Raw genomic sequence first — 21,017 nt, 5'->3', positions numbered from 1 at the left:
TGATCAATCGGGCGATAGTGGGGCGGATGAGGACTCCCCCGGCCGCCCCACGCCTGCTGTCCGGCGCCGCGCTCGCCACGGCCGCCGCCCTCACCCTGGCCGCCTGCAGCTCCGGCGGTGACCGGCCCGTCGGCGGCGGGGCCGCCGCGACCGGCGCGGTGGGCGCCGTGGGCGGGCGGTCCGCCGGCTCCCCGTCCGGCGGCGCGGCGGGCACCACGCCGTCCCCGGCGGCCCTGACGGCCGAGGCGTACCGGGCCGAGCTGAACAAGGCGCGCGGCCCGGTCCGGGACGAGCTGCGGAAGCTGTCCCGCACCGGCGGCTTCAAGGGCCTCGACAAGCGCATCGGCCGGACCGCGACCGCGGTGCGCGACGCCGTGGCCCGGCTGGAGACGCTGACGCCCCCGCCGGAGGTGGCGCTCCAGCACGCGACCTACCTCGACGCGCTGCGCATGTTCGGCGCCGCCTTCGACGGCGCCCGCCAGGACGTGCGGGCCCAGGAGGCGTGCACCGGACCGGCCGTGCTGACCAGGCTGGACCGCGCCGGAGACCTGGCGGACATGAAGGAGGCCGCCGCGGGCCTGGCCGGCTATCCGGCCGACGTCGTGCCGGTGAAGGCCGCCAAGCAGAAGACGCGCCGCCTGCCCAACGGGAGGATCATCCAGTCCGAGAGCCGCACCGGGCGGGGCTCGCTGAAGGTGCACAACGGCGGCACGCGCGACGCCGTCGTCGTCGTGATGCGCGGCAAGAGGAAGGCCGTCACCTTCTACGTGCGCAAGAAGTCCAGGGCCACCGTCCCCGGCGTGCGCGACGGCTCCTACAAGATCTTCTACACCACGGGCACCGACTGGGACTCCGGCGCCCGGGCCTTCAGCCGCTCGTGCGGGTTCACCGAGTTCGGCAAGAGCGTGCGGTTCAAGACCACCTACTCCGGCGGCTACGTCCGCTGGAACAACTGGACGCTCACCCTGCACGCGGTCAAGAACGGCACCGTCCGCTCCAAGCCGGTCGATCCGGACAAGTTCCCGGGCTGAGGCGCCGCGGACGCGAAGACCGCGATCCCGTGCGGGACCGCGGTCTCGTCGTCCCCCCCTGGGACGGTCGGGGACCGATCAGGTGGAGAAGAGCATGCCGACCCAGCTGCGGCGGTGGTGGTGGCCGTAGTGGCCGCCGTAGTGCGGGGCGGGGGCTCCCCAGCCGGGCGCGCCGTGGGCGGGCGGCGGCGGGGGCGGCGGCGGCGGGGCGGAGTGCTGCTGGGCCCACTGGCTCTCCATGCGGGTCAGCGTCTCGAGCTCGCCGTAGTCCAGGAAGATCCCGCGACAACCGTCGCACTGGTCGATGTGGACACCATTGCGCTCATACGTGCGCATGTTGCCCCGACACTTCGGACACTGCATGTGGTCGGTCTCCTTGCTTGGGCATCGGGCCGTCGTTACCGACAACCTACTGCGTTGCCACACTATGGCAGGCGCTCCGGAACCGGACAATCCTCTGGCAGGAGTCGACCAGCACCTGCTCGACCTCGTCCAGCGCCCGCCCCTCCCGCTTCGCCGCCGCCACCGCCGCGGCCGCCAGCTGCACGGTCAGCGCCTGCGCCGGCAGGTCCAGCCGCTCCCACGGGTCGCCGGCGGTCCCCACCGCGCACCCGCCCGCGGCGCGGTAGGCCGACAGGAAGCGGTGCCAGACCGCCGGGTCCAGCAGCCCGGCCGCGAACCAGGCGGCGGGCCGGGCCAGGTCCCACGCCGGGTCGCCGACGCCCAGGTCGTCGGCGTCGATGAGGATCCACGCACCGCCGCGGCGGACCATCTGCCCCAGGTGCCAGTCCCCGTGCGCCAGCGAGCAGGGCCCGGGCGGGCGGTCCCCGCCGGGCCCCGCGGAGGCCGGCACGCCGGAGGGCCCGGGCGGGGAGGAGTCCGCGCGCGACGGGTGCTGCCGGGGGGAGACGTCCGCGCCGGCGGAGGCCGCAGGCGGGGGCGGGAGGCCGGGCAGGCACGCGAAGGCGCGGAGCACGGCCCGCTCGGCCGCCGAGCCGCCGTCCAGCCGGGCGACCGTCCTGCCGACCCGCGCGGGCCCGCCCGCGGGCGGCAGCGCCGGGAGCGACCCCGCCGGTACGGCGTGCAGCCGGGCCAGCAGGCGCGCCCCCTCCTCCCAGGGCGCCGCGTCCGGGTCGTCGGGGTCCACCGGCTCCCCGGCCGGCCAGACGGTGACCAGCCGGTCTCCGGCGGCCATGACCTCCCCGGTCACCGGTTCGAGCAGGATCCCGCGGAGCGCGGGGTCGGCCACCGCCCGCATCCGCGCCGCCAGCGCCTCCCGCCCGACCTCGGGCACGTGCGCCTTGACCACCACGGACCCGGCCCGCACGATCGTCACGTCCGGGCGGGTGGGCAGCACCGCGGGCGGCGCGTCGCCGTACCGCGCGGCGATCCGCTCCAGGGCGCCGACCAGCCCGTCACCGTCTCCCACCTGACCGCCTCCCGCCTGCCTGGAACACCGCCCGCCCGGGAGCCCCGCCCGCCCGGGACACGGGCCACCGTCCACAGTGAACCACCGTCCGCCCGCGCCCCGGGACGCCGCCCGCCGCGCCGCCGCCCCGGCGCGTAGGGTGAGCCTCCATGAGGATCGGTTTCGCGGTGCCGGTGTCGGGATCGTGGGCGACACCGGCCAACATGGTCCGCGTCGCCCGGCGGGCCGAGGAGCTCGGCTACCACGAGGTGTGGACCTTCCAGCGGCTGCTGTACCCGCGGGGGCACCCGATGGGCCCGGTCTACCGCAGCGTGCACGACCCCGTGGTCACGCTCGCCTACCTGGCGGGGGCGACCACCCGCGTCCGGCTGGGCGTGGCGGTGCTGAACATGCCGTTCTTCTCGCCGGCGCTGCTGGCCAAGCAACTGGCGAGCCTGCAGGCGGTCTCCGGCGGCCGGCTGGACGCCGGGCTCGGGCTGGGCTGGCTGCCGGAGGAGTTCACCGCCTCCGGGGTGCCGTTCGAGCACCGGGGCCGGCGCGGCGAGGAGTACGTCCGGCTGCTGCGGAGGCTCTGGTCGGAGGAGACCGTGGCGCACGAGGGCGCCTTCTACCGGCTCCCGCCGGTGCACCAGGACCCTCGGCCGGACCCGGTCCCGCCGATCCTGCTGGGCGGCGGCGCCGAGGTGGCGCTGCGGCGCGCGGGGCGGCTGGCGGACGGCTGGGTCAGCGCCAGCAGGGAGGACCTGTCCCGCATCGGAGAGAAGATCGCCGTCGTCCGGCAGGCCGCCCGCGACGCCGGGCGGGACCCGCAGGCGCTGCGCTTCGTCGCCCGGGGCGTCACGCGGGTCCGGCCCGCGGGCGCGGCGGACCGCGGACCGCTGACCGGGTCGTTCGAGGAGATCCGCCGGGACGTGGCGGCGCTGGCGGAGCAGGGCGTCACCGACGTCTTCCACGACCTCAACTTCGATCCGGAGATCGGCTCGCCCGACGCCGATCCGGACGAGTCGATGCGCCGGGCGGAGGCCGCGCTGGAGGCCCTGGCGCCCTGACGGACGGAGCACGGCGGGCACCCCGCACCCCGCCCTCCCGCCCGCACCTGTCATCCTGGTCGTCTCCGCGAAAGGCTCCACACACTGCTCCGCGCACGTCGGGAAACGGGGGGTCTCCAAGGTCATGGCGGACACGCGCAAGCCGATCGAGTGCTGGCTGACGGACATGGACGGGGTCCTGGTCCACGAGGGCCACCCGGTGCCGGGCGCCGACGAGTTCATCCGCCGCCTGCGCGAGACGGGCAGGCGGTTCATGGTGCTCACCAACAACTCCATCTACACCCCGCGCGACCTCGCCGTACGGCTGCGCGCGGTGGGCCTGGAGGTGCCGGAGGAGTCGATCTGGACCTCGGCGCTGGCCACCGCGCAGTTCCTCGCCGACCAGCGGCCCGGCGGCTCGGCCTACGTGGTCGGCGAGGCCGGGCTGACCACCGCCCTGCACGGGATCGGCTACGTGCTGACCGACCTCGCCCCCGACTACGTGGTCCTCGGCGAGACCCGCACCTACAGCTTCACCCAGATCACCCGGGCGATCCGGCTCATCGAGGGCGGCGCCCGGTTCATCGCCACCAACCCCGACCCGATCGGCCCCTCCACCGAGGGCTCCCTGCCCGCCTGCGGCGCGGTCGCGGCGATGATCACCAAGGCGACGGGCGTCGAGCCGTACTTCGTGGGCAAGCCGAACCCGATGATGATGCGCAGCGCGCTGCGGGCCATCGAGGGGCACAGCGAGAGCACCGCGATGATCGGCGACCGGATGGACACCGACATCGTCTCCGGCATGGAGGCCGGGCTCCACACGATCCTGGTGCTCACCGGCGTGATGACCCGGGACCGGATCGACCGCTACCCGTTCCGCCCGTCCCAGGTGGTGGACTCGATCGCCGACCTCATCGACGCGATCGGCTGAGGGAGGCTCCCGGCCGCTCGGCGGCCGGGGTGCCGTCCCGGCCGCCCGCCGCCCTCCACCGGACGCCCGGGCAATGCCGGTCATTGCCGTATCACGGCCGGAACAAGAGGCGGGATGCCGGTCCGGCGGCATAGTGTGGGAGATTGCTGGGCTGCCGCGGCGCCACCCGACGCCGGCGGCCGTCCGGTACCGCGGTCCTGGCCCGGCGGGGAAGGCGGCCACGACCGGTGGGGCGGGCCGCACCCGGTCCGCCGACCCCCGCGGGAAGCCGGTGACCGGCGATGGCGGCACGATCCGCAGACCACGACCACGGCGAGGACGCGCGGCTGCGCGAACTCGACGACCTCGACGCCCTGGACGTCCTGGTCGAACCGATCTTCCAGGCGATCGCCGAGCTGGCCGCGCACATCTGCCGGGCGCCCATCGCGCTGGTCAACCTGATCGGCGCCGACCGGCAGTATTTCAAGGGCCACGTCGGCACCACCGCCGCCCACATGAGCCGGCGGGTGGAGTTCTGCCCGCACACCCTTGAGGCCCGCCGGGTGGTGGAGGTGGCCGACGCCCTGGCCGAGCCGCGCTTCCGCGAGGACCCGGTGGTGGCCGGAGAGCCGTACGTGCGCTCCTACCTGGGCGCGCCGATGATCACCAGCCATGACGTGCCGGTCGGGGTGGTGTGCGTCTTCGACCACCGGCCGCGCCGCTGGGACGCCGCCGGCCACCGGGCGATGGCCACCCTGGCCTCCTGCGCCACCGGCCTGCTGGAGCTGCGCCACCACCACCACCGGTCCGAGGAGGTCATCGCCCGCCTGCGCGAGGCCGAGGAGCTGAAGAACGCCTTCCTGCGCACCGTCAACCACGAGCTGCGCACCCCGCTGACCTCCATCACCACCTATCTGCAGCTGATGGAGGACGGCGACCTGCCGCCCGCCACCGAACGGCGGTTCATGCAGGTCATCGCCCGCAACAGCCACCGGCTGCGCATCCTGCTGGACGAGCTGCTGCTGCTGGCCAGCCTCAACGCCCGGACCGCGGCCTTCACCCCGGCCGGCGAGGACCTGGTGGCCATCGCCCGCACCGCGGTCGACGACATCGCCGAGGCAGCCCGCGCCGCCGGTCAGACCCTCACCCTGCACGCCCCCGCCCGCGCACCGGTCCACGCCGACGCCGGCCGGTTGCGGCACGCGCTGTGGCAGGTCCTCGACAACGCGGTCAAGTTCACCCCGTCCGGCGGGAGCATCGACGTCACCGTCACCACCGATCCCGCCCCGGCGGTGGAGGTGCGCGACGACGGCATCGGCATCGACGCCGGCGACCTGCGGCGCGTCTTCACCGACTTCTACCGGGCCCGCAGCGTCGAGGACCAGGGCATCGGCGGCACCGGCGTGGGCCTGCCCATCGTGGACAAGATCGTCCGCATGCACGGCGGCGGCGTGCACATCGACAGCCGTCCGGGTGAGGGAACCCGGGTCCGGCTGACCGTCCCCGGCCCGGAACCGGCCGGGGGACCGGGACGCTGACCGTACCGATCATTCCCGCCCTGAGCGGTCCACGGGTCCCGTGTCCGGGGTCCGACCGCCCGGCCCGGTGCGGGGACGGGCCGCCCGCCGCCGGGCGGCGGGTCACGATCCGGTCAGGCGCGGCTGCGGACTGCCTCAAATCCGCCCCGCCCGGGTGAGAGGCACCCGGCCGCCGGTGATGATGGCCGTGAGTTCCGCGACGGCGGCGGGGCCGGACGGCGGACCGGGCGGAGCACCGGGGCCGCGGCGACCACGGGGCCGCACCGCCCCGGCCGCGGAGGGCGGGGCTGTCCCGCTCACGGCGACACGCAGAGGGGCGCAGCGGCGATGACCGACAGGGCCGGTACCGCGGACGAGACCGGGGGCCGCGGCACGCCGTCCGCCGAGACGCCGCCCGACGGCGCGCTGCTGCAGGCGATGTTCGCCGACCTGGGCACGGGCCTCTACCTCACCGACGGCGCCGGGCGCATCAGCGCGGTCAACCCCCGCGCCGCCGAGCTGCTGGGCCGGCCGGCGGAGACGATGCTGGGCGCCGACGCCCACGACCTGCTCCACCGGGACGCCGAGGGCGGGATCATCCCCCGCTCCGCCTGCGGGCTGTGGGGGGTGCTCGAACGCGGCCGCCCCGCCTGCGGCGAGTGCGCCGCCTTCCTGCGCGGCGACGGGGACCTGCTCCCGGTCTCCTGGACGGCCTCGCCGATCCGGCGGAACGGGCGCGTCCGCGCCGCGGCGGTGCTCTTCGCCGACGCCTCCGCGCAGCGGGCCGCCGCCGGCCGCCGGTCCGACCGGCTGGCCGCGCTGGAGCGGCTCACCGAGCGGCTGGCGGTGGCGAGCGAGGCCGGCGCCGTGCTGGCCCAGATCCCGGAGGTGGACGAGGCGCTGCGGCGGCTGGGCCGGCTGCTCGTGCCGCGGCTGGCCGAGTGGGCGGTGGTGGACCTGTGCACCGGCCCGCAGGAGGTCCGCCGGGCCGTGGTGGTCCCTCCCGAGGGCTACTCGGGCGACCCCGTCTGGGAGGGACCGCTCCCGCCGGTCAGCGAGGGCTCCGGCGCGCCGCTGGCCCGGGCCCTGCGCGGCGGAGAGGCCCTGCTGCTCGGCCCCGACGACATCGCGGCCCCCGCGGACGCGCCGCTGGCGCAGGCGCAGCGCGAGCTGTTCTCCGTCTTCGGCGCCACCTCGGTGATCATCACGCCGCTGCGCACCGCCCGCCGGGTGCTCGGCGCCCTCACCGTGGCGCGCACCGACCCGTCGCGGCCCTTCGACGCCGCCGAGCTGGCCCTGCTCGACGACATCGGGCGGCGCACCGGCCTGGCGGTGGACGGCGCCCGCCTGACCGTACGGCAGCGCGAGGTCGCCGAGACCATGCAGCGGCACCTGCTCTCCCCGCTCCCGCAGCCGGGCCGGCTCCGCCTGGCGGCCCGCTACCGGCCCGCCCCGGAGGGTTCGGAGGCCGGCGGCGACTGGTACGACGCGCTGGTGCTGGCCGACGGCGTGACCGCGATGGTCGTCGGGGACGTGCTCGGCCACGACCTGCGGGCCGCCGCCCGGATGGCCCAGCTGCGCAACATGCTGCGCTCCGTGGCCTGGGACCGGGTGGAGCCGCCCAGCCTGATCCTCGACCGGCTGGAGCACGCCGTGCTCGCCGTGGGCGACCCCGCCCTGGCCACCGTGGCCATGGCCCGGATCGAGGGGCCGCAGGAGGGGCCCTGGCAGCTGCACTGGGCGAGCGCCGGCAACCCGCCGCCCCTGCTGGTCACCGAGGACGGCGACGCCCGCCACCTGGAGGCGGGGCAGAACCTGATGCTCGGGGTGGAGTGGCACGACATCGGCGACCGCCACGACGCCGTCGAGCCGCTCCCGGCGCACAGCACCGTGCTGTTCTACACCAACGGCCTCGTCCACGCGCCGGGGGACGACCTGGGGGCGGCCATGGAGCGGCTGCGCCGCCACGCCGCCGCTCTGGCCCGGCACCCCCTGGAGGAGTTCTGCGACCGGCTCCTGGAGCGGGTGCCCCGCGGCGGCGCCGACGACCTCGCCCTGATCGCCCTGCGGGTGCCCGACATCGGTGAGGACGCATGACCGCCCGGTACGGCGGGACCGCCCGCACCGGCCCGCGGCCGGCGGCCGCGCGCGGAGCGGGCCCGTGACGGCGGGGCCGCGGGACCCCTCGGCCGGAGGGGAACGGGCGAGGGACCCCCTGGCCGGGACGGACCGGCCCCGGGAGCCGGGCCGCCAGGAGGAGCTGGGCGGCACCCGCGCGCGGGCGCAGGAGCAGGGACCGGGCGGCGCCTCCGTGGAGCCGCAGGAGCGGGGGGCGGGCGGCGTCCTCGTGGAGCCGGACCTGTCGGCCGTCGCCGCGTCGGCGGCGCGGGCCTGCCTGGCCCCGATCGCGCTGGTCGGCCTGGTGGGGACCGGCGACAGGCGGCTCACCGGCCGGGCCGGCGCCGGAGCGGGCGCCCTGGACGAGGAGGCGCTGTCGTTCGTCCCCTGCACCCTGGAGCAGCGCGGGCTGCTGGAGGTCCCGGACGCCTCGGCCGACGAGCGCTTCCGCGCCGACCCGGCCGTGGCCGGGGAGCCGGGGGTGCGTTTCTACGCGGGCGTGCCGATGATCGGCGCCCGGGGCCATCCCCTGGGCGTGGTCTGCGTGATGGACCACCGGCCGCGGGAGCTGTCCGACGAGCAGCGCGAGACCCTGCGCAGCCTGGCCGGCAGCGCCACCGCGCTGCTGGAGATGTACCGCTACGCCTGCCGGTCCGACCGGATCATCCACGGCCTGCAGGAGGTCCAGGAGCTGAAGGACCATTTCCTGAGCACCGTCAACCACGAGCTGCGCACCCCGCTGACCTCGATCCGCGGCTACCTGCAGCTGCTCAGGGAGGGCGGGCTGGACCCCGCCACCCAGCAGCGCTTCCTGCGGGTGATCGAGCGCAACAGCAACCACATCCTGGGCCTGATCGACGAGCTGCTCCTGGTGGCCAGCCTGAACGCCCGTACCGCCGTCTTCACCCCCGAGCTGGTCGACCTGGTCGCGCTCGTCCGCCGCGCGGTCGACGACGCCGCCCCCGAGGCGGAGCGCAGGAGGCACACGCTGCGGCTGCACGCCCCGGAGCCGGTGACGGCCTGGGCCGACCCCCGGCGGCTCCAGCACGCCCTGGGCCATCTGCTGAACAACGCGCTGAAGTTCACCCCGAAGGGCGGCACGATCGAGGTCCGCGTGACCGCCGACCCCGCGCGCCGCATCTGGATCCGCGACACCGGGATCGGCATCCCGCCGGGCGACGTGGAGCGGGTCTTCGAGGACTTCTACCGGACCCCGCAGGCGGAGGAGCGCGGGATCGGCGGGACCGGGATGGGCCTGCCCGTCGTCGACAAGATCATCCAGTTGCACGGGGGCAGCATCCGCATCGACAGCGAGCTGGGCAAGGGCACCACCGTGCGCATCACGCTGCCCGTCCCGCCCTCGGGGGCGTCCCGGAGCGGGCCGGCCCGGCCCCCGGGCTGAGCGGCCCGGTCCGGCGGGCGGGGCCGCTCAGCCGCTGATCAGGTCGGGCAGCCGGGTGACGGTCCCGGCGAGATAGGCGCGCAGCTCCGCGGGGACGAGGTTGAGGGCGGTGATCCCGGCGGGGTCGAGGGGGAGCCGCACCACCTCGTAGACGCCGCGGCCGGGCTCGGTGAACTCCGGGCCGCAGCGCAGGGCGGGGTCCATGGAGACCAGGCGGCAGCCGTACACGTGCTGGAGCTTGACGCCCCCGGCGCGGGGGCAGCGCAGCGTGGTGAGCGGGGTGACGGCCGAGACGGTGGCCCCGAGCTCCTCCATCAGCTCGCGGTGGAGGGTGTCCTCCAGCGAGCCGTCCTCGGGCTCGACGTGGCCGCCGGGGGCGCTCCAGTACGTCTCCCTGCCGGGCACGGTGCGCCGGAACAGCACGATCCGGTCGCCGTCGAGGAGGACGGCGCGGACGCTGGGTACGGGCGGCATCCTCGGATTCTCGCATCCGCGCGGCGGCGGGCGCGCACGCGGGGGCGGGGAGGCGCCGGGACGTCAGGCGCCGGGGACGACCAGGCCGCTCTCGTAGGCGAGGATCACCAGTTGCGCGCGGTCGCGCACGTCCGGCTTGGTGATGGCCCGGGAGACGTGGGTCTTGGCGGTGAGCGGGCTGATCACGAGCCGGGCGGCGATCTCGTCGTTGGACAGGCCCTCGGCGACGAGCCGCACGATCTCCCGCTCGCGTTCGGTCAGCACCGCCAGCCGCCCGCCGCCGTCCGCGGCGGCCGGGACGGGCGGCCGGTGGGCGAAGCGCTCGATGACGCGGCGGGTGACGCCGGGGGAGAGCAGCGCCTCTCCGGCGGCGACCAGCGCGACCGCGCGGCGCAGTTCGCCGGGCTCGACCTCCTTGGTGAGGAAGCCGCTGGCCCCGGCGCGCAGCGCCGCGAAGACGTGCTCGTCGGTGTCGAAGGTGGTGAGGATGACGACCCGGCAGCCGGGCAGCTCCCCGGTGATCCGCCGGGTGGCGGTGATGCCGTCCGCGCCCGGCATGCGGATGTCCATGAGGGTCACGTCGGGCCGCGTCCGGCGGGCCAGCCGTACCGCCTCGTCGCCGGTGGCGGCCTCGCCCACGACGGTGATGTCGCGCGAGCGGCCGAGCAGGCTGCGGAATCCGGCTCGGACGAGGGCCTGGTCGTCGGCGAGCAGAACCGTGATCGTCATGTCAGGAGCCTGCCACAGGGATCACGGCGTGCACGGTGAAGCCCTCCCCGGTGGGGCCGGCGGTGAGCGAGCCGCCGAGCGCGGCGACGCGCTCGCGCATCCCGGTGATGCCGTGCCCCGCGCCCGGGCCGGAGGAGGCGGGACCGGCGAGGGGGGTGGGACCGGCGGGGGAGGCGGCCGGGCCGGGGGCGGCGGATGCGGCACGCCCGTCGTCGGTGACGGTGACGGTGACCGCCTGCGGCGCGTACCGCAGGCGTACGGTCACGGCCGTGGCGCGCGCGTGCTTGAGCGTGTTGGTGAGCGCCTCCTGCACGATGCGGTGGACGGCCACGGCGGGGCGGCCGGGACGGCGTCCCGGTCGCCCCGCTCGTCCAGGACGACCTCCAGCCCGGCCGCGCGCGCCCGCTCCACGAGATCAGCGAGGGCGGCCAGGTCGGGCTGGGGCGCGAGGGCGGCCGGTCCCGACCGGGAGGCGAGGGGGTGCGGGGCCCGGCCGGCGTCCGGCCCGCCCGGCCCACCGCCCGGCCCACCGCCCGGTCCACCGTCCGGTCCACCGCCCGGCTGTCCCCGCCCGCCGGGGTCCTCCCGGAGGATCCCGACGAGGGAGCGCAGATCGCCCATGGCCCGGTTCCGCACGTCCATGGCGGTCCGCAGCGCCTCGCGCGCCTCCTGCGGCGACTCGTCGAGCGCGTCGGCGGCCACGTTGAGGTGCACGCCGACCACGGCGAGCGTGTGCGCCACGATGTCGTGCAGCTCGCGGGCGATCTCCAGGCGCTGCTCGGCGAGCCTGCGGCGGGCGTCGAGCTCGCGCGTCTCCTCCAGCTCGCGCAGGCGCGCGGCGTGCTCGGCGCGCCAGCGCAGGGTGTTGCGGTAGGCGGCGGCGAGGGCCAGCACCAGGGCGGTCCAGAGGGTCTCCGCGCCGAGGGGGGCGAGGACCCGTGCGGCGTTTGCGCCGGCGGCGGTCCACTCCCAGGCGGTGCCGTACAGCAGCAGGAAGGCGCCGGTGCCCGCCGCCCACCGGGTCCTGCCGGAGACCGCCGCGGTGAACAGGGCGAACGTCACCGGCCAGACCCAGCCGCCCTCGAACAGGTCCGCGGTGCGCCAGGCGGCCAGCACGGCCGCCGACAGCAGCAGCACCGGGACCGGGTGGCGGCGCCGGGCGAGCAGCGCCCCGCCGAGCACGACCGCGAGCGGAAGCGATCCGCCCCAGGTGACGGGCGCGCCCGCGGCGGCGATCCCGGTGACCGTGCCGACGGCCGTCAGTACGGCGAGCAGGAGATCGGTGATCATCACCGCGATCCTCGCAGACCCGCGGCGGCGGCGAGCGGCCGCCGTGCGGGGGCGTCCCGGGGGAGACGGGGGCGCACGTCCACCGGCTGCCGGGGTGCGCCCCCGGAGCAGCCGGGACCCGCTGGAGGGGCCGGGCGCACCCGGACGGTCCGGTGGGAGCGCGCCGGACGCCCTCCCGGATCCCGCGCTCAGATCTCCCGGCGGAGCCGCTTGAGGTCGGAGCGGTGCTTCTTGGCGGCGATGCGGCGCTCGACGGCGCCCCTGCTCGGCTTGGTGGGGCGGCGCCTCTTCTGGGGCGGCGCGACCGCCTCGCGCAGGAGCTGCGCCAGGCGCGTCTCGGCCGCCTCGCGGTTGCGCAGCTGGGAGCGGAACTCCGAGGCGGCGATGGTCAGGACGCCGCCGGTCAGCCGGGGGGCCAGCCGCTCCAGCGCGCGGGCCTTCAGCGGCGGGGGGAGCGCCTCGGTGGCGGCCAGGTCGAAGCTGAGCTCGGCACGGCTGTCGGTGGTGTTGACCCCCTGGCCGCCGGGCCCCGAGGAACGGGAGAAACGCCAGCTGAGCTCGGTCTCCGGGATGGAGAGCGAGCCGCTGATCCGCAGTGGGCCGGGCATGGCGGACGACTCCTTCGAAGGCGGGGGATGCGTGCCCAGGGTAACCGGGGCGCCTACCCGCCCATCAACCGGTTTATGCCCGGTCTGAGGTGTTCCACCGGCTCGATGCCCGTACGGCGGGCTTGTGGCGCCCGCCGCCTTCCGCCACAGTGACGTTCCGTAAGGCATGCCGTACATGTCATCAGATGGAGGGCGGGGGCGCATGGGTGCGATCGTGGGCGTGCACGGGATAGGGAAGTACCGGTACTACCGCGAGGCGGGCAACTCGGTGGCCGGGGCGCAGGCCGCGATGCGCGCCAAGTGGGACCGCTACCTGCACCGCGGCCTGTCCGGCGGCGCGCCGCACGCCGGGGAGCGCTACATCACCGAGATCGCCTACTACGCGCACCTGCTCGGCGAGCACAAGGACGACGAGGCCCGCGCGGTGCAGCGCATGGACGCCGGGACGCAGGAGGTCTTCGTCGCCTGGGCCGTCCAGCTCGACGCGGTGGGGGAGGGGCTGACCGGCGCGCTGCACCGGGCGGCCGGCTGGCTGCTGGAGCGCATGCCGGAGCAGACCGCCCGGTTCGCCGCGCTCTTCGCCCCCGAGGTGGCGGCCTACCTCGCCGCCGGGGGCGAGGCCCGCGCCGGTGCGCGGGAGGCCGTGGCCGAGGTGATCCGGCGCCACCGCCCCCGGGTGGTCGTCGCGCACTCCCTCGGCAGCGTGGTGGCCTACGAGACGCTCTGGGCCCACCAGGACCTGGAGGTGGAGCTGCTGGTCACCCTCGGCAGCCCCCTCGGCATGCGGAACGTGGTCTTCGAGCGCCTGCTGCCCGCCCCGGTGAACGGCAGGGGCACCCGGCCGCCGGGGGTGCGGCGGTGGGTCAACATCGCCGACCGGCACGACGTCGCGGCCATCCCGCCGGCCCTGCGGTCCTGCTTCACCGGGATCGACCACGAGTGCCTGGTGGACCTCGACTGGCTCGACTTCCACACCGTGGAGAAGTACCTCGGCTGCCCCGCCCTGGGCGAGCAGCTGAGGCCGTACCTGGCCTGAGCCCGCGCGCGGGGGCGGCTCCCGCCCGGACCGGCCGGGACGCGGCGTGCCGGGCGGGCCGGCCCGGCGGAGCGGGGGCAGCCGTGCGGCGGCTGTTCACCCCGCCTTGACGCGCAGGCCACGGCGGGGTCAGGTGAGCCGGTTGCACTGGGGGCGTGGAGCAGAAGCCGTCACGCAGAACGTTCCTGTCCGCCGCGGCCGCAGGCGCCGGCGGCCTGTTGCTCACCGGAGCCGGCGGTGCCGTCGCCCAGGCGTCCCCCGCCGCCCCGGCGCGTTCCCCGGTCGCCGACCCGTTCACGCTGGGGGTCGCCTCCGGGGACCCGTCGCACGACGGGTTCGTGCTGTGGACCCGCCTCGCCCCCGACCCGCTGGCCCCCGACGGCCGCGGCGGCATGCCGCGCCGGGACGTGGACGTGCGCTGGCAGGTCGCGGCCGACGAGCGGTTCACCCGGATCGTGCGCTCCGGCACCGCGACCGCGCGGTGGGAGCGGGCGCACAGCGTGCACGTCGAGATCGAGGGCCTGGAGCCCGGCCGGGAGTACTTCTACCGCTTCCGCACCGGCCGCCACCTGTCGGAGGCCGGCCGTACCCGGACCGCGCCCTCCGCGGCCTCCCCGGCGGCCGCGCTCACCTTCGCCGTCGCCGCCTGCGCGCACTACGAGCACGGCTACTACACGGCCTACCGCAGGCTCGCCGAGGCCGAGCCCGAGCTCGTCGTCCACCTGGGCGACTACATGTACGAGTACGGCCCGCAGGGCTACACCGCGCTGGCCGGCGCCGTGCGGCGGCACACGCCCGGCACGTGCGAGACCCTGGCCGACTACCGGCTGCGGCACGCGCAGTACAAGAGCGACCCCGACCTGCAGGCCGCGCACGCGGCCGCGCCCTGGCTGGTCGCCTTCGACGACCACGAGGTCGAGAACAACTGGGCCGCCGGCGTCTCCAGCACCGGCGCTCCGGCGTTCGCGCGGCGCCGGGCCGACGCCTTCACCGCCTACTACGAGAACATGCCGCTGCGGCGCGCGAGCGTGCCCGGCGGCGCGTCGATGCGGGTGCACCGGCGGGTGGACTGGGGGCCGCTGGCCCGCTTCCACCTGCTCGACACCCGGCAGTTCCGCGACGACCAGGCGTGCGAGGACGGGCTCCGCGCGGGCTGCGACGACCGCCTCGCACCGGAGCGCACCCTGCTCGGCGCCGGCCAGCGGCGCTGGCTGCTCGACGGGCTGGCCGCCTCGACGGCCCGCTGGAACATGATCGGCCAGCAGATCCTGATGGCGCAGCGCGACCACAGGACCGGTCCCGGCAGCGAGGTCAACCTGGACTCCTGGGACGGCTACGCCGCCGAGCGCACCCGCCTGCTGACCGGCCTGCGGGACTCCGGCGCGGCCAACCCGGTCGTGCTGACCGGCGACGCGCACATGCACCACGCGGCCGACCTCACGCTCGACTTCGACGACCCGGACGCGGAACGGGTCGCGGTGGAGCTGGTCACCTCCTCGGTCTCCAGCGACGGCGACGGCTACCGCGACGAGAACCGGGTCGCGGAGCTGGTCGCGGAGAACCCGCACATCTCCTATCTGGACCAGCGGCGCGGCTACATCGTCTGCCGGCTGACCGGGGAGGAGCTCCAGGCGGACTTCCGGGTCCTGGAGTACATCAGCCGCCGCGGCGCGCCCGCGCGCAGCGGCGCCCGCTTCACCGTTCCGGCGGGGGAGAGGACGCTCGATCCCCGCTGACCCACCGGAAAATTCGGGGGATCTGGTGGAGAATGCGGCGTATGAGTCACCCCCTCGCGAGGCTCGGCGCCGCGGCTCTCGCCGCCGTGCTGGGCGGTGCCCTCCTCACGCAGAGTCCCGCCGCGGCCGCCACCCCGGCGGCCCCGATGCTCCCGGCGGCCCCGGCCACCGCCGCGGCCGCCAAGCCGAAGTTCACCGCCGTGGTCTACTTCGACAAGTACGCCCGCCGGGGCGGCACCATCACCTACAAGGTCAGGGTCGCCAACAAGGGCGGCTACGACGGCCAGGCCTACGGCCTGCTCGGCGGGCGCTTCCCCGCGGGCACGCACCGGATCAAGGTGGTCGCCAAGCCGCGCAGCGTCAGCTGCAAGGTCAAGGGCCGCGACCTGAGCTGCTGGGTCGCCTCCCTCGACAACGGCGACACCACCTCCGTGACGCTCCGCGTCTCGCTGAAGCGCTCCGCGCGCGGCACGTACGCCCCGAGGTTCGGGATCGCCTACACCGCGGACCGCCGCACCGACCGCGGGAAGCTGTTCGACACCATCCGCTTCAAGAAGATCAAGGGCACCCGGATCCTGTGACGCCGTCCCGCGCCGCGCGGGGTGCACGCGCCGCGCGGGGCGCGCCCATCCGGAGGGCGCCCACCCGGGAGGGCGCTCACCCGGAGCGCCCGGTGAGCGCGTAACCGAACAGCGAGCGCCCGGCCGCGGTGGCCAGGGTCCGCGCCGTACCCGGGCGCACGCCCGGATACGGGCCCGTGCGCCCGCTCCCGCGCAGCAGCACGAGCCTGCCCGCGCCCGGCGCGGCCACCACCAGGCGCCGCCCGGGCAGGACGGCCAGCGCCGCGCCGAAGTCGCCCCCCTTCCCGGTGACGAGCAGGTCGTTGCGCTTGGTCAGGCCGCCTGACCGGGTCCCCGCGAGCACCTGGACGGCGCCCTCGCCCGGGACGCCGATCGCCAGTTCGTCGTCGCCGTCCCCGTTGAGGTCCCCGGCGGCCAGCGCGGCGCCGAACCGGTCGGAGTAGCGCGGCGCCCCCTTCAGCCCCCGCTGCGACCACGCCTCCGAGACCCCGCCCCGCAGTCCGGAGCGCGAACCGTAGACGGCCACCACGGTCCCGTCCCCGTACTCCATCGCCCGCTGGTTCGCCGTCAGCCCCTCGCCCGGAACCCCGACCGCCAGGTCGGCCCGGCCGTCGGCGTTGAAGTCGCCGGTCGCCAGCGCGGCGCCGAAACCGTCCCAGGCCTCGGCGCGCCCGGTGACCCCCGGGCTGTCCTGGGTGAGCCGCAGCGCCCGGCGCCGCCGTACGTCCAGGACGGTCACCGAGCCCTGCCCCTTGCGGGTGACCGTGTCGCCGGGCGCGCCGACGGCGATCTCGGCCCGGCCGTCGCCGTCGAAGTCGCCGGTCGCGAGCACCGCCCCGAACTGGTCGGTCGCCTTCTCCTCCTGCCGCACCCAGCCGCTGCGCTGCGTGAGGATGTACGGCGCGCGGCCGGCGAGCCCGTACACCGCGACCCCGCCCCCGCCCAGCCCCGGGACGCCGATCGCCAGTTCGTCGTCGCCGTCCCCGTCCAGGTCCCCGGCGGCCAGCGCGGCACCGAACCGGTCGGGCCCGCGCCGCCGCCCCGCGTCCCCGGCGTCGATCACCTCGCCGGGGCGCAGGCCCGTGGGCGAGCCGTGGAAGAGCTGCACCGCCCCGCGCCCGTCGGCGCCCGGCCGCGGCCGGCCCTCCTCCGACACGCCCACGGCCAGGTCGGCGCGGCGGTCGCCGTCGAAGTCGCCGACCGCCAGCGCCGACCCGAACGCGTCCGCGGTGCCGGCTTCCCCGGGCACGCCCGGCTCGTCCCGGGTGAGCAGCCGCTCGGTGCGCAGGCCGTACAGGACCGTGACCGAGCCCGCCCGCGCGTGCCCGCCCACCGCCGCGTACGGCGCGGCGACCGCGAGGTCGGCGCGGCCGTCGCCGTCGAAGTCGGAGGGGGCGCCGGAGCACGCCCGGCCGGCGGACAGCGGTGTACCGGGCACCGGGGCGGCGGGGCGCGCGGCGCCGGGAGCCGCCGGGGTGGCGGAGAACGGGGTGGCGGAGAACGGGGTGGTGGGGCCGGCGGCGGGGAGCGGGGGAGCGGCGGCCAGCACGGCGGTGGCGGTGGCGGTGGCGGTAAGGAGCATTGCTCTCATAACCGGGATGTTCTCCACCGATTCACACGGCGGCCCGACCGCCACGTGAACGATATGCGGCCGGTACCGGTAGAGCGCGTGCCACTATGAGCAGATGGACATCGACCTGGCTGATCTGGAGTTCTGGCGCCGTCCTCTCAAGGAGCGGCACGAGGCGTTCGCGAGGCTGAGGGAGCTGGACCGGCCGGTGTTCTTCACCGAGAAGCGGGTGCCGCTGCTCCGTTCCGGCAAGGGGTTCTACGCCCTGGTGCGCCACGCCGACGTGGTGGAGGCCAGCCGCAACCCCAAGGTCTTCTCCAGCGAGCCCGCGGCCAGCAGCCCCGAGCCCCCGGGCTGGGTGAAGCACGTGTTCGGCGAGTCCATGGTCAACATGGACGACCCGCGGCACGCCCGGCTGCGCCGGATCGTCTCGCGCGCGTTCAGCCCGAAGATGCTCTCCAACCTCCAGGGCGACATCGACAGGGCATGCGCCCGGATCGTCGACGACGTGGTGGCGGCGGGCCCCGGGGGCGACTTCGTCACGCAGGTGGCCGCCCGGCTGCCCATCCACGTCATCTGCGACATGATGGGCGTCCCGGACGAGCTGCGCGAGCGGGTCCACCGGCACGTGGACGTCTCCACCGCCTACACCGGGGTCCGGCCCAGCCTCGGCCGGACCGTGCAGATGGCCGCGAGCAACATGCTCGCCCTGCTGGCGCTGCAGCGCATGGTGATCGACCTGGGCCGGCAGCGGGCGAAGGAGCCCCGCGGCGACCTGGTCTCGGCGCTCGTCACCGCCAACGTGGACGGGGAGAAGCTGACCGACCGCGAGCTCGGCTCGTTCTTCGCGCTGCTGCTCGTCGCCGGCAACGAGACCGCCCGCAACACCATGGCGCACGGCATCAAGCTGCTCACCGACAACCCCGAGCAGCGGCGGCTGCTCTGCGAGGACTTCGAGGGGCGCATCGGCGGCGCGATCGAGGAGATGGTCCGCTACGTCTCGCCCATCATGCAGTTCCGCCGCACCGTCACCGAGGACTACGACCTGCGCGGCCTGCACCTGAAGCCGGGCGACAAGGTCGTGCTCTTCTACGGCTCGGCCAACCGGGACGAGACGGTCTTCCCCGACCCCGACCGGTTCGACATCACCCGCGACGCCAAGGGGCACGTCGGCTTCGGCGGCCCGGGCCCGCACTTCTGCCTCGGCGCCAACCTCGCCCGCCAGGAGATCCGGACGATGTTCCGCGAGCTGTTCACCCGCCTGCCGGGCATCCAGACGGTGGGCGAGCCGGAGCTGCTGCTGTCCAACTTCGACAACAGCGTGCGGAGCCAGAAGTTCACCTTCTGAACGCGCGGACTGAACGCGCGGGGACGCCACCCGCCTGGCCGGTCCGGTCTCCCGCCCCTTGGAGCGTCGCCTCCCGGGCCTGTGCGGCGGCACGGGAGCCCGCCGCCTCCGTGGGGGAGACGGCGGGCTCCCGTCGTTTCCCGGCCGGACTCAGTCCAGCCGGAACCGGCCGACCAGCGCCCGCAGCTCGTCGGCCGTCCGGGCGACCTCGCCGCTGGCCTGCTCGGCCTGGCGCATCCCCTGCAGCGACTGGTCGCTGGCCGAGGCCACCTCGGCGATGTCCCTGGCGATCCGGTCGGAGCCCGCCGCGGCGTCCGCGATCCCGCGGCTCATCTCCTGGGTGGTGGCGGTCTGCTGCTCCACCGCGCTGGCGATCGTCGTCTGGTACTCGTTGATCTTCGCGATCACCTCGCTGATCCGGTCGATCACCTCGACCGCGCCCTCGGTGTCGCGCTGGATCGCCGCGACCCGGGTGCTGATGTCGTCGGTGGCCTTGGCGGTCTCCTGGGCCAGCTCCTTGACCTCGCCGGCGACCACGGCGAAGCCCTTGCCCATCTCGCCGGCGCGGGCCGCCTCGATGGTGGCGTTCAGGGCGAGGAGGTTGGTCTGCTCGGCGATCGACGTGATCAGCTTCAGCACCTGGCCGATCTGGACCGACGACTCGCCCAGGGCGGCGATCGTCCGGGTGGCCCGCTCCGCCTCGGTCACCGCCGAGCCGGCGATCCGCGCCGCCTCGTCGGTGCTCTGCGCGATCTCCTTGATCGACAGCCCCATCTCCTCCGAGCCGGCCGCCACCATCTGCACGTGCCGGGAGACCTCCTCCGACTGCGCGGACGCGGCCCGGGTGCGGGCGTCGGCGTCGTTCGCCGCGCCGGCGATGTCACCGGCCACGGTGGTCAGGCCCGTCGAGGCGTCGGCCAGCGTGGCCGCGTTCCCGGAGATCTGGCGCAGTGACGCGCGCAGCGACTCGATCGCCTGGTCCAGTCCTGCGGCCATCCGGCCCAGCTCGTCCTTGCTGTCCACTCCCGACCGGCTGGTGAGGTCACCGGCGGCCAGGGCCGCGACGGCCCGCCCCACCCGCTCGATCGGCCGGATGATCGACCGCACCAGCGGGACGGACAGCAGCACGAGCAGCACCGCGGCGATGAGGGTGATCACCAGGGAGAGCGTCCGCGTGGATGCGACCATGTCGTGCAGCTCGGCCTGCGCCTGCTCGGTGCGGGGGACGAGCGCCTCCTTCAGCGCGTCCATCGGGGTGTCGATGAGCGCGTCGTTCTGCACGTCGACCTCGCTCATCCGAGCGCGGGCGGCGGTGGGGTCGCTCTGGGCCTGGGCGACGAAGTCGAGGATGAACCGGTTCATCGGCTCGACGTTGCGGCGCACCTCCTCGAACTTCGCCTCCAGGTCGGCCGGCAGCGTCAGCGCGTCGAACCGGGCCACGGCCTCGTTGACGGTCTCCACGTCCTCGGGCACTTCGGTGGCCAGTTCGTCCACGTCGTCACCGATCACGGCGAGGTAGGCGTCGACCTTCAGCTCGGCCTCGCGGGTGTCGAGGTGGTTGAGCATCCCGGTGGCGGTATTCAGGGCGCTGACCAGCTCGGCCTGGTCGCTGAGCCGGTTCTGGCTCACGATGCCGATGGTGGAGACGGTGCCGAGACTGAGCATGCCGACGGCGACGATGAGCCCCAGCCGTTTCGCGACCCCGAGGTCGGACAGCCGTATCACAGGTTTCTCCCGATGTTCGCAGATGTGAGTGACCACCCCATCGGCAGAGAACCACGGCTGCTGAGCGGAACGCGCCGGACGTCGCCGACCGGACCGGGACCCGCCGGAGCCGGGCACGCCGCGCCGCCTCCGGCGGACGACGGCCCGCCCACCCCGCCGCCGCGCGGGGCCCGCTCACTCCAACGGGGGCCCCTGCGGCGCCTCCGGCGGCGGGGACCACCCGGGATCCACGGGCGTCTCTCCCTCGCCGCCGCAGTTGAAGCAGTGGTAGTAGACGTGCGGCGGGGCTCCCCCCTCCGGAGCGTCCGCGTCGGCGGGCGTGAAGCGCAGGATCTTCAGGTTCGTCTCCCCGCACGTCCCGCACCGCAGGGAACCTCGCACCTCGGTCATCCGCATCCCCTTCCGGGCTCGGCAACGGGAAACGACCTCCGCAGCCGATTCCCCTCACCACATACCCACAGGTCAGAGCCCATATACGGGAAGGC

The 21,017-nt window shown here is 75.6% G+C and carries 20 protein-coding genes; 10 read left to right on the top strand and 10 right to left on the bottom strand.

The genetic code is table 11. The annotated features are described in order from the left end of the window. Window positions 1-26 precede the first annotated feature (26 nt). On the top strand, window positions 27-1,031 hold the full coding sequence (locus ABD823_RS16155; protein ID WP_344860310.1) for a hypothetical protein: 1,005 nt from the start codon (window positions 27-29) through the stop codon (window positions 1,029-1,031). A gap of 78 nt (window positions 1,032-1,109) precedes the next feature. Here ABD823_RS16155 and ABD823_RS16150 read toward each other — a convergent pair whose 3' ends face one another. Together ABD823_RS16150 and ABD823_RS16145 are read right to left on the bottom strand one after the other, a co-directional pair. Beyond that, window positions 1,110-1,394 (bottom strand): TFIIB-type zinc ribbon-containing protein, encoded by a 285-nt coding sequence (locus ABD823_RS16150; RefSeq protein WP_344860308.1) that lies wholly within the window; start codon window positions 1,392-1,394, stop codon window positions 1,110-1,112. Between the two features lie 46 nt (window positions 1,395-1,440). Then, window positions 1,441-2,460 carry an aminoglycoside phosphotransferase family protein gene (locus tag ABD823_RS16145; protein WP_344860306.1) on the bottom strand — a complete coding sequence of 340 codons (1,020 nt, stop codon included), beginning with the start codon at window positions 2,458-2,460 and terminating at the stop codon, window positions 1,441-1,443. Window positions 2,461-2,609: 149 nt separating this feature from the next. Here ABD823_RS16145 and ABD823_RS16140 point away from each other — a divergent pair, with 149 nt between their 5' ends. The 5 genes from ABD823_RS16140 (at window position 2,610) to ABD823_RS16120 (ending at window position 9,435) form a co-directional block, all read left to right on the top strand. Continuing rightward, window positions 2,610-3,509: a TIGR03619 family F420-dependent LLM class oxidoreductase gene (locus tag ABD823_RS16140; RefSeq protein ID WP_344860304.1), complete on the top strand. Its 900-nt coding sequence runs from the start codon at window positions 2,610-2,612 to the stop codon at window positions 3,507-3,509. 124 nt (window positions 3,510-3,633) lie between these two features. Next, complete coding sequence (locus tag ABD823_RS16135; protein WP_344860302.1) at window positions 3,634-4,419, top strand: HAD-IIA family hydrolase; 786 nt, start codon at window positions 3,634-3,636, stop codon at window positions 4,417-4,419. Window positions 4,420-4,700: 281 nt separating this feature from the next. Further along, window positions 4,701-5,936: a GAF domain-containing sensor histidine kinase gene (locus ABD823_RS16130; RefSeq protein WP_344860300.1), complete on the top strand. Its 1,236-nt coding sequence runs from the start codon at window positions 4,701-4,703 to the stop codon at window positions 5,934-5,936. Window positions 5,937-6,263: 327 nt separating this feature from the next. Beyond that, window positions 6,264-8,012: a SpoIIE family protein phosphatase gene (locus tag ABD823_RS16125; protein ID WP_344860298.1), complete on the top strand. Its 1,749-nt coding sequence runs from the start codon at window positions 6,264-6,266 to the stop codon at window positions 8,010-8,012. A 64-nt stretch (window positions 8,013-8,076) separates the two neighbouring features. Further along, complete coding sequence (locus tag ABD823_RS16120) at window positions 8,077-9,435, top strand: sensor histidine kinase (RefSeq protein WP_344860296.1); 1,359 nt, start codon at window positions 8,077-8,079, stop codon at window positions 9,433-9,435. Window positions 9,436-9,462: 27 nt separating this feature from the next. Here ABD823_RS16120 and ABD823_RS16115 read toward each other — a convergent pair whose 3' ends face one another. The 5 genes from ABD823_RS16115 to arfB all read right to left on the bottom strand — a co-directional run bounded on the left by ABD823_RS16115 (window position 9,463) and on the right by arfB (window position 12,536). Next, the gene (locus tag ABD823_RS16115) at window positions 9,463-9,909 is read right to left on the bottom strand and encodes an NUDIX hydrolase (RefSeq protein WP_344860295.1); all 447 of its coding nucleotides are present in this window, start codon (window positions 9,907-9,909) and stop codon (window positions 9,463-9,465) included. Window positions 9,910-9,972: 63 nt separating this feature from the next. Further along, window positions 9,973-10,638, bottom strand: a complete 666-nt coding sequence (locus ABD823_RS16110) for a response regulator transcription factor (RefSeq protein WP_344860294.1) — start codon at window positions 10,636-10,638, stop codon at window positions 9,973-9,975. A 1-nt stretch (window position 10,639) separates the two neighbouring features. Beyond that, window positions 10,640-10,951, bottom strand: a complete 312-nt coding sequence (locus ABD823_RS16105) for a sensor histidine kinase (protein WP_344860292.1) — start codon at window positions 10,949-10,951, stop codon at window positions 10,640-10,642. Continuing rightward, on the bottom strand, window positions 10,900-11,928 hold the full coding sequence (locus ABD823_RS16100) for a sensor histidine kinase (RefSeq protein ID WP_344860291.1): 1,029 nt from the start codon (window positions 11,926-11,928) through the stop codon (window positions 10,900-10,902). The genes ABD823_RS16105 and ABD823_RS16100 overlap by 52 nt, the downstream gene beginning before the upstream one ends. A gap of 188 nt (window positions 11,929-12,116) precedes the next feature. Beyond that, complete coding sequence (gene arfB, locus ABD823_RS16095) at window positions 12,117-12,536, bottom strand: alternative ribosome rescue aminoacyl-tRNA hydrolase ArfB (RefSeq protein ID WP_344860289.1); 420 nt, start codon at window positions 12,534-12,536, stop codon at window positions 12,117-12,119. Window positions 12,537-12,738: 202 nt separating this feature from the next. Here arfB and ABD823_RS16090 point away from each other — a divergent pair, with 202 nt between their 5' ends. From ABD823_RS16090 to ABD823_RS16080, 3 genes are all read left to right on the top strand, one after another. Further along, a complete protein-coding gene (locus ABD823_RS16090; RefSeq protein WP_344860288.1) occupies window positions 12,739-13,572 on the top strand; it encodes a hypothetical protein in 834 nt (277 codons plus the stop codon). Between the two features lie 155 nt (window positions 13,573-13,727). Next, window positions 13,728-15,308, top strand: coding sequence for an alkaline phosphatase D family protein (locus tag ABD823_RS16085; protein WP_344860286.1), 1,581 nt, complete (start codon window positions 13,728-13,730; stop codon window positions 15,306-15,308). Window positions 15,309-15,349: 41 nt separating this feature from the next. Beyond that, on the top strand, window positions 15,350-15,889 hold the full coding sequence (locus tag ABD823_RS16080) for a hypothetical protein (protein WP_344860285.1): 540 nt from the start codon (window positions 15,350-15,352) through the stop codon (window positions 15,887-15,889). 76 nt (window positions 15,890-15,965) lie between these two features. Here ABD823_RS16080 and ABD823_RS16075 read toward each other — a convergent pair whose 3' ends face one another. After that, window positions 15,966-17,480 (bottom strand): FG-GAP-like repeat-containing protein, encoded by a 1,515-nt coding sequence (locus ABD823_RS16075; RefSeq protein WP_344860284.1) that lies wholly within the window; start codon window positions 17,478-17,480, stop codon window positions 15,966-15,968. A 94-nt stretch (window positions 17,481-17,574) separates the two neighbouring features. Between ABD823_RS16075 and ABD823_RS16070 the strand changes: the two genes are divergently transcribed. Next, complete coding sequence (locus ABD823_RS16070; protein WP_344860283.1) at window positions 17,575-18,807, top strand: cytochrome P450; 1,233 nt, start codon at window positions 17,575-17,577, stop codon at window positions 18,805-18,807. A 150-nt stretch (window positions 18,808-18,957) separates the two neighbouring features. Here the strand turns inward: ABD823_RS16070 and ABD823_RS16065 are convergent, their stop codons facing one another. Beyond that, window positions 18,958-20,532, bottom strand: a complete 1,575-nt coding sequence (locus ABD823_RS16065) for a methyl-accepting chemotaxis protein (RefSeq protein ID WP_344860281.1) — start codon at window positions 20,530-20,532, stop codon at window positions 18,958-18,960. Between the two features lie 174 nt (window positions 20,533-20,706). Next, on the bottom strand, window positions 20,707-20,922 hold the full coding sequence (locus ABD823_RS16060; protein WP_344860280.1) for a hypothetical protein: 216 nt from the start codon (window positions 20,920-20,922) through the stop codon (window positions 20,707-20,709). Between the last annotated feature and the right edge of the window lie 95 nt (window positions 20,923-21,017).

The sequence above is a fragment of the Planomonospora alba genome (assembly GCF_039534085.1).
Taxonomy (GTDB): Bacteria; Actinomycetota; Actinomycetes; order Streptosporangiales; family Streptosporangiaceae; genus Planomonospora_B; species Planomonospora_B alba.
The sequence above is the reverse complement of the archived record's forward strand: the minus strand, read 5'-3'. Positions and strand labels throughout refer to the sequence as shown.

Coding starts and splice junctions, on each gene's coding strand:
- ABD823_RS16090 (WP_344860288.1), top strand. CDS start 12,739: ATGGGTGCGATCGTGGGCGTGCACGGGATAGGGAAGTACCGGTACTAC.
- ABD823_RS16150 (WP_344860308.1), bottom strand. CDS start 1,394: ATGCAGTGTCCGAAGTGTCGGGGCAACATGCGCACGTATGAGCGCAAT.
- ABD823_RS16060 (WP_344860280.1), bottom strand. CDS start 20,922: ATGACCGAGGTGCGAGGTTCCCTGCGGTGCGGGACGTGCGGGGAGACG.
- ABD823_RS16075 (WP_344860284.1), bottom strand. CDS start 17,480: ATGAGAGCAATGCTCCTTACCGCCACCGCCACCGCCACCGCCGTGCTG.
- ABD823_RS16155 (WP_344860310.1), top strand. CDS start 27: ATGAGGACTCCCCCGGCCGCCCCACGCCTGCTGTCCGGCGCCGCGCTC.
- ABD823_RS16080 (WP_344860285.1), top strand. CDS start 15,350: ATGAGTCACCCCCTCGCGAGGCTCGGCGCCGCGGCTCTCGCCGCCGTG.
- ABD823_RS16125 (WP_344860298.1), top strand. CDS start 6,264: ATGACCGACAGGGCCGGTACCGCGGACGAGACCGGGGGCCGCGGCACG.
- ABD823_RS16115 (WP_344860295.1), bottom strand. CDS start 9,909: ATGCCGCCCGTACCCAGCGTCCGCGCCGTCCTCCTCGACGGCGACCGG.
- ABD823_RS16110 (WP_344860294.1), bottom strand. CDS start 10,638: ATGACGATCACGGTTCTGCTCGCCGACGACCAGGCCCTCGTCCGAGCC.
- ABD823_RS16130 (WP_344860300.1), top strand. CDS start 4,701: ATGGCGGCACGATCCGCAGACCACGACCACGGCGAGGACGCGCGGCTG.
- arfB (WP_344860289.1), bottom strand. CDS start 12,536: ATGCCCGGCCCACTGCGGATCAGCGGCTCGCTCTCCATCCCGGAGACC.
- ABD823_RS16140 (WP_344860304.1), top strand. CDS start 2,610: ATGAGGATCGGTTTCGCGGTGCCGGTGTCGGGATCGTGGGCGACACCG.
- ABD823_RS16100 (WP_344860291.1), bottom strand. CDS start 11,928: ATGATCACCGATCTCCTGCTCGCCGTACTGACGGCCGTCGGCACGGTC.
- ABD823_RS16135 (WP_344860302.1), top strand. CDS start 3,634: ATGGCGGACACGCGCAAGCCGATCGAGTGCTGGCTGACGGACATGGAC.
- ABD823_RS16070 (WP_344860283.1), top strand. CDS start 17,575: ATGGACATCGACCTGGCTGATCTGGAGTTCTGGCGCCGTCCTCTCAAG.